At 40.3% G+C, this 12,457-nt stretch carries 10 protein-coding genes; 3 read left to right on the top strand and 7 right to left on the bottom strand.

The genetic code is table 11. The annotated features are described in order from the left end of the window. Window positions 1–357: 357 nt before the first annotated feature. Together OGM63_RS02075 and OGM63_RS02070 are read right to left on the bottom strand one after the other, a co-directional pair. The gene (locus OGM63_RS02075) at window positions 358–1,740 is read right to left on the bottom strand and encodes an aminopeptidase P family protein (RefSeq protein WP_263743839.1); all 1,383 of its coding nucleotides are present in this window, start codon (window positions 1,738–1,740) and stop codon (window positions 358–360) included. A gap of 312 nt (window positions 1,741–2,052) precedes the next feature. Next, a complete protein-coding gene (locus OGM63_RS02070) occupies window positions 2,053–2,361 on the bottom strand; it encodes a hypothetical protein (RefSeq protein WP_263743838.1) in 309 nt (102 codons plus the stop codon). Between the two features lie 136 nt (window positions 2,362–2,497). Here OGM63_RS02070 and OGM63_RS02065 point away from each other — a divergent pair, with 136 nt between their 5' ends. Further along, entirely contained in the window at window positions 2,498–2,947 is a 450-nt protein-coding gene (locus OGM63_RS02065) for a DUF4332 domain-containing protein (protein ID WP_263743837.1), read from the top strand. Between the two features lie 64 nt (window positions 2,948–3,011). On the opposite strand, the gene OGM63_RS02060 is transcribed toward OGM63_RS02065, so the two are convergent. From OGM63_RS02060 to OGM63_RS02040, 5 genes are all read right to left on the bottom strand, one after another. Next, complete coding sequence (locus tag OGM63_RS02060; RefSeq protein ID WP_263743836.1) at window positions 3,012–3,578, bottom strand: hypothetical protein; 567 nt, start codon at window positions 3,576–3,578, stop codon at window positions 3,012–3,014. Window positions 3,579–3,616: 38 nt separating this feature from the next. Continuing rightward, window positions 3,617–4,582, bottom strand: coding sequence for a hypothetical protein (locus OGM63_RS02055; protein WP_263743835.1), 966 nt, complete (start codon window positions 4,580–4,582; stop codon window positions 3,617–3,619). Between the two features lie 23 nt (window positions 4,583–4,605). Next, on the bottom strand, window positions 4,606–5,883 hold the full coding sequence (locus OGM63_RS02050) for a TRAFAC clade GTPase domain-containing protein (protein WP_263743834.1): 1,278 nt from the start codon (window positions 5,881–5,883) through the stop codon (window positions 4,606–4,608). 15 nt (window positions 5,884–5,898) lie between these two features. Next, the gene (locus OGM63_RS02045) at window positions 5,899–8,151 is read right to left on the bottom strand and encodes a GTPase family protein (RefSeq protein WP_263743833.1); all 2,253 of its coding nucleotides are present in this window, start codon (window positions 8,149–8,151) and stop codon (window positions 5,899–5,901) included. 96 nt (window positions 8,152–8,247) lie between these two features. Then, the gene (locus tag OGM63_RS02040) at window positions 8,248–8,862 is read right to left on the bottom strand and encodes a TetR/AcrR family transcriptional regulator (protein WP_263743832.1); all 615 of its coding nucleotides are present in this window, start codon (window positions 8,860–8,862) and stop codon (window positions 8,248–8,250) included. A gap of 273 nt (window positions 8,863–9,135) precedes the next feature. Between OGM63_RS02040 and OGM63_RS02035 the strand changes: the two genes are divergently transcribed. Together OGM63_RS02035 and OGM63_RS02030 are read left to right on the top strand one after the other, a co-directional pair. After that, window positions 9,136–10,740 (top strand): M16 family metallopeptidase, encoded by a 1,605-nt coding sequence (locus OGM63_RS02035; RefSeq protein WP_263743831.1) that lies wholly within the window; start codon window positions 9,136–9,138, stop codon window positions 10,738–10,740. 134 nt (window positions 10,741–10,874) lie between these two features. Further along, the gene (locus OGM63_RS02030; RefSeq protein WP_375340443.1) at window positions 10,875–12,344 is read left to right on the top strand and encodes a M16 family metallopeptidase; all 1,470 of its coding nucleotides are present in this window, start codon (window positions 10,875–10,877) and stop codon (window positions 12,342–12,344) included. The last annotated feature ends 113 nt before the right edge of the window (window positions 12,345–12,457 follow it).

Below are 12,457 nucleotides of genomic sequence, written 5' to 3'. Positions count from 1 at the left end.
TAGGGGTTAGGGGTTAGGGGTTTGGAGTTAGGAGTTAGGGGTTAGGGGTTAGGGGTTAGCGCTCTTTTATTACTCTCGCCAGATTAAATTTGAAACCCTATTTTCAGGTTAGTCCGCGTAGGCGGACTTTGTTTGTGTAGCCGCGATTTTAATCGTCGGGGCTTCATAATTATTATTCTCTCTCCAGAGTCATAAAAGAGGGTTAGGAGTTAGGGGTTAGGAGTTAGGAGTTAGGAGTTAGGAGTTAGGAGTTTGGAGTTAGGAGTTAGGGGTTTGGAGTTAGGGGTTTGGAGTTTGGAGTTAGAGGGTTATTTTTTCAGCAATAACCACTGTCCACTAACAACTAACCACTATCGACTAACCACTAACCAAATCCTCTACAGCACTGGCTTGATTTGGCAATGCGGCTGTTAAAACTTCGCTGCCTTCTGTTGTAACTAAAATATCATCTTCAATGCGGATTCCGCGTACATCGGCAAATTGAGAGAAACGCTCCCAATTGACGATGTTATGATACTTTGAGCGCAGGTTAGCATCATTTAAAATCGCAGGGACTTGATAAAAGCCAGGTTCGATTGTAACTAACATTCCGGGACGGAGGGGACGATTTAAACGTAGGTAGCTTAAACCAAAGCGATCGCTTCTTTCTCTTTCCTCTTCATACCCTGCCAAATCCCCCAAGTCTTCCATATCATGCACATCCAAACCCAGCAAATGACCGATTCCGTGGGGGAAAAACAGTGCGTGAGCATCCATTTCTACTAAGTCTTGCGGATTTCCTTTGAAAATGCCTAAATTTACCAAACCTGACGCAATGACGCTGCAAGCTAGTAAATGAATATCTTTATACTCTACACCAGGACGGATTTTGGCAATGCACGCATCATGAGCTGCCAATACGACATCATAAATATCTCTCTGGGTAGATGAAAATTTTCCAGATACAGCCCAAGTGCGAGTGACATCAGCAGCCCAACCCATTTCAGTTTCCGCACCGACATCAGCAAGTAGTAAATCACCAGGTTGCAAAGAATGGTGATAGCGATCGCTATGCAAAACTTCGCCATGAACGGTGACAATACTGTTGTAGGAAGTAGTCATGTTATGTGCCACGATCGCTGCTTCCATCGCTGCCCGGACTTCTGCTTCTATTTTGGCGCTAGTTGTAGCACGCATACCAGCTTTATGCGCTTCGATGGTGACAGCAGCCGCTTTTCTTAACTCGCTTAATGCTGCTTCGTCGTGGGTGAGACGTACTGTAACAATTGCTTTGGCTAACTCTAAGTCAATTCCGGCTGGCTGAATTTGCGGTAATACTAATCTACCCAAGAGTTGCGACTGCTGAGTCCAAGTGGCAGCATCTTGCACGGCAATTGTTGCCGCACCTTCTACTGATAATTCTAATTCCACCATTGGTTTAGCAACATCCGCGCCAATTTTTTCGGCGATTTCTTCTCTAATTGGCGTTTCTCCATGCCATAAAGCGCTACTCGGTTTAGGATCGTCCATGAATAGTTCTAACTTTCCAGCTTCTAAGCGAATTACCGCGTTTGGTAAGGGAAGTCCCGCAAAATAGAGGAAATGACTGCTAGCGCGAAAAGGAAAGACATTTGCTGGAAAGTTACGCGGACTGTTGTTTCCTGACCAGAGAATTACCGGAAAATCAATTAGGCTGGCTAGTTTTTGTCTTCGCTGCCGTAGAGTATCCACAAGGGAGTTAGAAGTGTTTTGTATCAGCATTGGGCATTGGGCAATGGGCAATGGGCATGGGGCATGGGGCATTGGGCATTAGACATCGACCGAATTTAATGATGCGTTATCTGAACCCCAACAGACGTAGCACAGAATAGTCTCTACACTCATTTTCACTCCTATGTCTATTGGGCAATGGGCACGCTCGCAATGAGCATTGGTAATAATTCTTTTCCTAACGCTCTTTTATTACTCTCGTCAGATTAAATTTAAAACCCTATTTTCAGGTTAGTCCAAGGTAGGCGGACGAGCGTTTGTGTAGCCGCGATTTTAATCGTCGGGGCTTCTAATCCCCAGTCCCTACTTTTTGTCGTCGTCTTTGTCGTCTTTTTGGTCGTCTTTTTGGTCGTCTTTTTGGTCGTCTTTGTCGTCTTTTTGGTCGTCTTTGTCGTCTTTGTCGTCTTTTTGGTCGTTGTTAGACCGGATAGGCTTTTGGTTAGTCTGATTATTGTACTGAGTATTTTGTTGATTTTGTTGCTGGGTTTCAGTCTGTGGCTTTGGTTCGTCGTTACCGCAGCTGACTAACCCCGCAGAAGTTAGCGCGGTTGTTATGGCAACAAGGATGTTGGCGATCGCTTTTCTCCTCAAGCTTCCGTTTTTATTTAACATTGGCTCAAACTGTTGGAGTTAGAATTACTAACTCTACAGTACTGCGTAATGTTCTTGTTGTTATCTAACTATCGACAAGGATCTCAACGAGTGAATTTGTCACAATAGTTAAACAAACTTATTTCTCAGGTAAAAAATGTCTGTTAAAAATCAAGCTAAATTGGACAATACGCCAACTGGCGATTGGTCGATTGAACAATTGCCAGGATTAGGTCAGGAAGAACTAGTCCAACTCCAAAACTGCGGGATATTTACCACAAAAGCGCTCTTTCAACAAGGAAATAGTTTGCAATCTAAGGTGGCGTTGGCAAATAAATTACAAGTTCATCTTCAGTATGTAAATAAATGGGTAGCTTTGGCGGATTTGGCTCGCATTCCCAGTGTGGGGACGCAATATTGCGGATTATTGCTTCATGCAGGTATAGGTTCGGTGGCACAGTTGGCAGAAACTCCCACGCACAGATTGCATCAACAAGTTTTGCGCTTCCAGGTAGCAACCATGCAGCGACGAGATTTATGTCCGGCGATCGAATTAGTGCAACAATGGCGTCAGCAAGCAAAAACAGTTAGGGGTTATAAATTATGATTAACTTTTGCGTGATTGATTATACTGCAAATGTTTGTTAGGCAAAGTTCAAATTACACTCATATTAAATCCGTTCATTAATAGGCAAACATTTAATCTGCTCAATTAAGCGAGAGTAACGCTGCCAAATCGGCGTTATCCTCTTTGGATCATTTATATCTAACCTATAGATTTTGCAATATAAAATAAACCAACCAAGATACTTCAAATTTTGTTTTTCATGACTATTTAAAACATTAAATTTATTAATAATCTCAGGATGATTAGGAATTTTGTTGTTATCTTTAGAATCTAATCCTTGATGACTCTTTTGAAACTGTTCCTCAACTTTGCGCTTGTAGTCTTCGCCTTCACACTTTATTTTTTGAATTAGCTCTCCATATAAACTCATTATTTTTTTAAACTGTTCTGCAAGGTCGCACTTGTACTCTTTGTCTTTAAGCTTTATTTTTTGAATTAGCTCTCCATATAAAATACTTATGTCATGTTTTTGAGAAGGAGAAGTATCAGGTGAGTAATAGTAATATAAGTTTAAGAAATTGACAATATAAAATAAATTCCAATTTTGTTCATCATCTAATCGAGACATTAAAGATGTTATGGTTTCTTCTGTTAATAATGAGGAAACCACATCTCCTACAAAATTTACTATATTTACTATCGATTTACTTACCTCAACAAATACAATTGTGGATTCTTCTCCGGTTGATGTGGAGCTTGCACCGGGGATGGGAATCCGAGAATTATGAACAATATCACTATTATCCCCACTATCAGCATTATGATTATGCGCCAAGGAGTTGAAATTGGTTGATGGGGTATTTGAGTCTGTTCTGCTGGTAGTGTCTCCACTGGTGGCAACGTTTTCGTTTTTTTTTCCTGTAATTCAACTACTTTTGCAGGTTCTTCTACATTAGTTGCAAAACCTCTCCAGACTCCAGCTTTGTGCAGAATAGTTCTTTTTTCTAAATTTTCTGTCACAACAATTAAAACGCCATCGTTTTTTGTTTCTCCATCCCAATTCACCCATTGTTTAGGTAGGGCATAATTTTGGAGTTCTTCTGCCAATTTATCTAAACTTTCAGACGATTTATGTTCTATTTGATATTCTTGATATGATTCTATATCACTAAAATGATGACTATCAACTGGTTGAATATGCCCAATATATTCGTTAATTTCTTTTAGATTGACTCTAAATTCTTCTAGTCCATAGAATTCTACTGATTTCTCAATCATTTCACTTAATGAAAAATCTTTCTGTAAAATATTCTGGATTGCGCTATAAGCAATCTTTCGTAAGACTACTTCGTTTTCTTCTATATCATCAGCTATCCAAACCATAGAATTGAAAACTTTTCGTCCCAGCCTAATAGAGCGTTGGGGTGATTCAATTCCTGTAATTTCTAATAGAAGCTTTTCGCCATTCTTATCTCTAAATATAAGTAGAGAGGGCTTAACTTCATCAATTAAATCGTTAACAATAGTTATTTGACCATTTTCTTCTCCTATAACTTGATGTTTGATCAAACTAGGAACTTCTACAAGCTGACGTTCTTCACTCTCGATCCGACGCCAGTGAATACCTGTCTTGCCTAGTGCGGAAGTTTTAACATAGATTTCAAAGTTACTCATAACTCAACCATCCTTGTTGCTCGCTAGAAAATAGACTGGGGAACATTGAACCATTTATGCCCTTGAACAACCGCAAACCCATCATTATTTTTACAGCCGATCGCAAATTTATATAAGGCATTATTGAATGCATTAATTTCTTCTTGAGTTGCTTGAACTTTGAGCGAAGTTGTTTCAACATTTGATTGGGTTTCTTGAAAATCAACTTGTTTTTGGTCAAATTGCTCTTTCGCTGTATAGTACCGTGATTCTCTATCATCAAAGATATTGAATATAGCTCTAGCTAACCACCATGTATTATTACGTTCATTTAAGAGTTTTTGTTTTTCATCAAATTCTCTTTTTGCATTGTCTAGCTTACTTTTATCCTTACCAAGCTCACTTGTAAGTGCTTTTAAATTCTCTTGTTCTTTTTTAAGAATTTCTTTTTTGTTTTCTAAGAAAACATTAATGAGAAACAATAAGATATATCGCAGAGGTTGATCGCCATCTTTCGGTTCGTAGGGAGCATTAATAGGAGTTTTATGGTAGTAAAACTTTGTATACCCATCGTTATCAGTCTTGGCATAACTAAAAACTACATTTCCAATAGTTTGGACTGGAGCTATTACTACAGCTACCTTATCAATTAAAGAATCTGATTTAAAAAAATTGAGTAATTCACCATATCCGATTCTGACATGGTATAGTAAGCTTTCTGCATCTCTAGGTGTTTTAGTATAGGTTTCGCACTTGACAGGAGCTAAAATCACTAATCTAGGCGATTTTACATTAGTATAAGCATCTTTTAATAGTTGGGTAATGCGCTGAGAACTATTTTTTTCTTCATGCCATGTGCCGATTTCTGCATTATTTACTTTTCCCGTCTTTTTTTGCATGAGTGCAGTAGCATCAATAGGAATTACTACAGCATCACATTCATTTAGCTGTCTTTTAACATATTGTCTTTGTTCATCTGACGCATTTGGATTAAAGTATTCACCAGAGGGATCGGTGAACCTCAATTTCATAAACTTTTTTCCACTACTACCAAGCTCAAAGCTGAAACCTTGGTCACTCCAAGGGTTGTCTTTAGGCTGCGTAGGAGTAACTTTATTTTCTAATTTTGCATCTATATTTTTCAAGACAGACTTACATTCTTCTATGGCGCGTAATGTATTGTTATCATCTACCCAAGTATCAAGATTAGCTCTATCGAAGGTTTTGCGAAATTCTTCGTGCATGGCTGCTAAAAGACTGGTTTTACCCATTCCTCTGAGAGCAACCATAATGATTTTTAATTCTTCATTTCCATCTGTCATAATTTTTCCTCACTACTATTGAGCTAAATTAAAAGATTCAAGTTGATTAACTAGAGTAACTTGATTAACTGAGTCCAGCCATTCTTTTCTCATCTCTCTATCCCTTTCTTTTTTTCCAAAAATGTCTGACCATATCTTTCCCCGAAGTCCTCGGAGAAAATTTTTCCATTCTTTTTGAATGTCTTTTTGACGAATGATGTTATCAATAAATTCCTCTACCATTGCATGAACCGCTTCATTAGGTTCACACAGCAATTCTTCTATGGCTGGTTTAATCGTATTAATCGCTTTATCATAATCGATTTCCAGAGCCGTTAAAATATCTTCAGCAGTTGTATCTTTAGAAACAGTAAGTGTTTTATCTTGTTGTTCCGAAATTCCTCCTGATTGACCCGTCATAGCACTAATATTAGTAAGTCCGTCTAGGTGTTGACGAATACGTGGAAGAATTAATCCACGATATGATAATTGAAAGCCTGCTATGATTTTAAATCCGGCTTTTAGCTTTGTAAAACGTTCTGGTATGAGTTCAGAGATTTCAGTAAAAAACTCCGAACCTTCGGTATTGCTTATGATGCTTAAACGTCCTTTTTCTTTTAAAACATTAACAACCTGATTTTTTGCTAATTCCACTGTCCGCTTGAGATTTTCATCTAAAGATAAGAAACGATGAGAGATAAATACCCTCAGTTCATCTTGATAATCAGGATAAGTTCGGAATGCACTACTAATCATAATTCGATCATTAATCTCTTGTAGAGCATTTTCTGAAGATAAAATACCTTTATCTTGTTCACAATTTTCAATAGCAGCAATGACACCACTATGTAACTCTTCATTGGGAGTTTGACGCAGATACCAAAGCTGTGTTCTCAGTCCTTGAAGTCCTAATGCAACGTCTTTCCACCAGCCACTATCATTATCTCCGAATAAATCGCTAAAGAGTTCTTCAGTTTCTTGAGAATCGTCTTCTACATTTTGATTGAAGATGGTTTTGGCTTTGTTTAATTCCGCATTGACGATTTTATTAATTTCTTTTAAACGTTCTTGACAAGCAGAAGTGTATTGTTGATCGAGAACGATCATATTATTAGTTAAATAATCCAAAACTTGATCTAAAAGTTTAGTTGCTTCTGTGTCATTACCACAGTTAGCAATCAAAGATTTTTCTACCTTAATATGTTTTTCTTCTACTGTATCCAATAAATCTTGGCAATTTTTCAAATTATCGCCATTATTTGATTCGGCATTAGTTCTATTAAGTACCACAAATGACCATAAGTTAACTGGCAAATCAGCTAAAGCTGAACGAGCCGTATCGTATAATTTAACATCTACATCTGCCCAATAATCCCCGGCAGATTTAGGCATTCTCACAAATAAAACAAAATCAATATCTTTTCCTAATGCTTGAATTAACCTTTCTTCATCTCCAAGTCCGGTATCTCCTAAACCTGGCATATCTACTAAAGCAATTTTCCCAATATCAACATTCGGGAATGTGCAGGTAATTTTTACTTCCTTAACCGCTAAATAGTTAAATAAAATTCGTTGACCATCAAGAGTATCTTGAGAAACATATTCTCGAATCTGATGTTTCTGAATAATTAGAGGGGAAGTTTCTTTGAAGAGATGACGATATTGATCTAGGTGAGTATGATATCGCTTTAAATGTTCATACATTGCCCCTGGTGCTGCATAACCAGGGATATCTTGAGGTAATTGTGGTAAAGGTTTATTGGCAAATTCTTCTAAAGTGATAGGTTTTATGCCTAAACGAAGTTTTTCATAGTAAAGAGTAATCACTTCATCTAAAAACGATCGCTCCGTATGAAACCACACCTCTCCATAAGTATCGACATTGGGGTTATGGTGAATTGTACTCCGAACCCCTGTACAATGTTGGCGATCGCCATCAGGGATTTCGGCTGCACTTAATCTGGTTAAACTTTGCAGGAGACGGCTTTTTCCTTGTCTAGCACGTCCCACTACACCTATATTGAGAGTATCGCGAGAAAAACGGTTTTTTAGCTTAGTTAAGGTTTCTAACTCAGAGGCAATAGTCAACTGAATGTTAGAAAAACTAATCTCTTCAAGTCTCCCAATAACATTCGGATCATCAACTTGTTTTAAAAGGTGATTGCGGTACTCCTCCACTTGATGCAGGGCTGTGGAAAGAGTTTTCAAGTTCCCCTGTACCACTTGAATCCTCTGAGCAAGGGGTTTACGCTTCTCAAGAATGTTAGTAATGAGTGTAGTTCTATCCATCGGATAACCTGCTCAAGTTGTTTGTCTCCAAGTCTACTCTAAAACCATAATTTTTTGTCTTTCCTCATCAACTCCTAACTCCTCACTTCTAACTCCTCACTCTTTGACCAACACACCATTAAGGAATATATCAGCGAGTCCTTCTGCCATTTCTTTCATTTCTTCCGGAGAGGCATCAGGTTCCATCAAGGTATTATTGGAAAAGCCTGCGATCGCAAACATTCCTAAAAAAACTTTGGCAACTAATTTAGCATTAGTTTGGCGATAGATGCCTTTATCCATCGCGGTTTGAAAGAAAGCTTCGGCAACAGAACTCATTTTATCAATGACTTCTAATTGAATGCGATCGCGCAAATCTGGGTGAAACTGCGCTTCCATAAAACAAACTCGCATCAAATCGACATTTTTGTGCATATTCCACATCCGCCGGCGCATCACTTGCGCTACAGCCTTATAACTGCCCATTTCACTCAATTCTGTCAGCAAATCTGTCAAAATCTCCACCCAGCCGTTAGTCGCTACCTCAACCAAAATCGCCTTTTTATTCGGGAAATGACGAAACAAAGTACCTTCAGCTACACCAGCTGCCTGCGCTAAGTCGCGGGTAGTCGTACCGTCAAATCCCTGAGATGCAAACAACCGCAAAGCCGCACTTAAAATCCGGGTACGGGTTTGTGCCTCAGCAGGCGGAGAAGAATTAAAAACTCGCATAATAATAGTTACGGTAATGTTTCCAAAACAGGATTTGTAGCATTATTGTCTAACGTGAAGTATAAAAATCACAGAAACCTTAATACAAGATTAACGCCCTGTTTGATTCAGGCATTGGGCATGGGGTAATTTTGTTGAGAGGTAAGGGAAAAAGGCTAAGAAAGAACAAATATTTTCCCCCCGCTCCCTTGTCCTCCTTGTCCTCCTTGTCCCCCTTGTCCTCCTTGTCCCCCTTGTCCCCCTTCCCAGTCCAAGCGTCCCTTTATTCTCCCTATGAAGCAGCTTAGTTACTTCTCACCAATTGTAGATTTGAGATTTTTTTCAGGCTCAAGCTTGAGAATACCGATTCTTACTCTAGTTGTAACCCTTATTTTGCCAATCTTTTTTTGTTGGGGGTTGTTACCAGAAATTGCTTTAGCCAAAACGCAAACTCCACCACCTCCAACTTCGATTCAACCTTATTTAGATCGAGTAATTAAACAATTAACGGAGTTTCGTCTTGATAATGGCATGAAGTTCATTGTCTTGGAACGCCATCAAGCCCCTGTAGTTTCTTTTCTTACTTACGCTGATGTCGGTGGCGTGGATGAGCCAAATGGAAAAACAGGCGTGGCGCACTTTCTAGAGCATTTGGCATTTAAGGGGACAACGTTTGTTGGTACAAAAGACTACAAGGCTGAGAAACCTTTATTAGACCGTTTGGATCAGTTATCTAGCCAAATTAAAACAGCGAAAGCTACTGGTAAACAAGATGAAGTTGCTAAGTTATCTGCCGAGTTTAAAAATGTTGAAGCACAAGCAGCCAAATTAGTCAAGCAAAACGAGTTGGGGCGAATTGTCGAACAGTCGGGAGGTGTTGGTTTAAATGCAAATACTTCCACAGAAGCGACTCGTTATTTTTACAGCTTTCCTTCTAACAAGTTGGAATTGTGGATGTCTTTGGAGTCTGACAGATTTCTCGATCCTGTATTTCGCGAGTTTTATAAAGAAAAAGATGTAATTTTAGAGGAGCGACGCCTGCGGGTGGAAAACTCTCCCATCGGGTTGATGGTGGAGAAATTTAACGATGCGGCTTTTAAAGTGCATCCTTACAGGCGTCCGGTGATTGGTTATGACGAGGATATCCGCAACCTAACACGGGAAGATGTGCGGAAGTTTTTCGATACGTACTATGTACCGAGCAATTTAACGATCGCTGTTGTTGGAGATGTTAAGCCAAATCAAGTCAAACAACTAGCACAAACTTACTTTGGACGCTTTAAGGCTAAACCGAAACCACGAACCCAAGTACCGGTGGAACCTCCTCAAAAGCAAACGCGGGAAGTTACTTTAGAACTACCTTCGCAACCTTGGTATTTAGAAGGTTATCACCGTCCGGCAATTACTCATCCAGATAATGCAGTTTATGACATTATTGGCAGTTTGTTGAGTAGTGGGCGCACGTCGCGCTTGTATAAGTCTTTGGTAGAACAACAACGTTTGGCGCTGAGTGCTCAAGGTTCCAGCGGATTTCCGGGAGAGAAGTATCCGAATTTGATGTTCTTCTATGCTCTGACGGCTCCTGGTCGCAATGTTGATGAGGTTGCGATCGCTTTAAGAAAGGAAATTGACGCTTTGAAAACTCAGCCTGTTTCCCCTTCTGAGTTGGAGAGAGTCAAGACGCAAGCGCGAGCGGGTTTGTTGCGATCGCTTGATTCTAATATGGGTATGGCGCAACAATTGTTGGAATATGAGGTGAAAACTGGTTCTTGGCGCAATTTGTTTAAGCAGTTGGATCAAATTGCGGCTGTGACTCCTGGGGATATTCAACGGGTGGCAAGGGAAAGTTTTACACCGGAGAATCGCACTGTTGGTAAGTTGTTGTCGAAGAAGGGGTAATTAATAGCCTGCGTAGGCAGGCTTTGTACGTGTAGCCCCAGGCTTCTAGCCTGAGGGAGAAACGAACCGCCAAGGCGCAAAGGGCGCGAAGGAAGAAGATTATGGGTAAGGTTAGGGGTAAGAGGAAGAGGGTAATGGGGAAAAGGCTTTTGTATTCGTTGATGCTTGGTTTTACTCTGTTGCTTGTGGGAATGTTTGATTTTGCTGTGGCAGCGACGGGAGCGAAGCCTTATACTGAGTTGCGGTTTGCACCTTTACCTGAGGTGAAGTTGCCGAAGTACGATCGCTTTGTGCTGCAAAATGGGATGGTTGTATATTTGATAGAGGATCGCGATCTGCCGTTGGTGAGTGGTAGTGCTTTGGTGCGTACTGGCGATCGCTTTGAGCCGAGTGATAAGGTCGGTTTGGCTGACTTGACTGGGGAGGTGATGCGAACTGGAGGAACTCGCAAGCATACTCCGGATCAGCTAAATCAAATGTTGGAACAACGAGCGGCTTCGGTGGAAACTAGTATTGGTGAGACTTCGGCTGGTGCTGGTTTTGAGTCGCTTACTGAAGATTTAGAAATGGTGTTTGGGCTGTTTGCTGAGGTGCTGCGAGAGCCGGTTTTTGCTGCTGATAAGCTGGATCTGTCAAAGACGCAGGAAAGAGGTAGTATTGCTCGACGCAATGATGCTCCTGATGATATTGCTAGTCGGGAATTTAGTAAGTTGATTTATGGTAAGGATAGCCCTTATGCCAGAACGACTGAGTATGCAACGATAGATAAGATTTCGCGTGAGGATTTGAGTCAGTTTTATCAGCAATATTTTTACCCAAATAATATGATTTTGGGGATTATCGGGGATTTTGATTCTAAGAAGATGCGCGAACTTGTTCAAGCTAAGTTTGGTGATTGGAAGGCTAACCCAAATTTGCCTAAACTTCAGTTACCTGTGGTGAAGCAAGCTAAATTAGGTGGGGTGTATTTTGTCAATCAGCCACAACTGACTCAGAGTAGCATTCTCATCGGGCATTTGGGCGGACAGTTCAATAGTCCCGATTATCCGGCGTTGGGTGTGTTGAATGAAGTGTTAAATGGATTTGGTGGACGCTTGTTTAATGAAGTGCGATCGCGTCAAGGTTTAGCTTATTCTGTATACGGTTCTTGGAGTCCCCGCTTTGATTATCCTGGGTTATTCGTTGCTGGGGGACAAACGCGATCAAATGCGACTGTACAGTTTGTCAAAGCTATGCAAACCGAAATCAAGCGCACCCAAACTGAAAAAGTCACTCCCAAGGAATTGGCTTTTGCTTCATCGTCTACACTCAATTCGTTTGTTTTCAATTTTCAAGACCCGAAACAAACTTTATCACGTTTGATGCGCTACGAATATTACGGCTATCCGGCTGATTTTCTGTTTCGCTATCAAAAAGCTGTAGCTGCAACTACAGCTGCGGATGTGCAACGAGTAGCGCAGAAATATCTCAAGCCAGAAAATATGGTGACACTGGTAGTGGGGAATCAAACTGCTATTAACCCTCCACTTACCCAGTTAGCAGCACAGGTGACAGCGATCGATGTGACAATTCCCGGTTCACCACAACCACAAGCGCAGAATTAATTACAGCGTCATATCCGACAAATTGTAGAGACGTAGCACTGCTACGTCTGTTATTAATTTTACAGTGCCTTCACAGTAAATTATTGTGAAGTTCATGGAAAAAATCAATCAGT

It is taken from the genome of Plectonema radiosum NIES-515, from assembly GCF_025753815.1.
Classification (GTDB): Bacteria; Cyanobacteriota; Cyanobacteriia; order Cyanobacteriales; family Nostocaceae; genus Hassallia; species Hassallia radiosum_A.
This window is presented reverse-complemented; position numbering and strand designations above follow the sequence as displayed.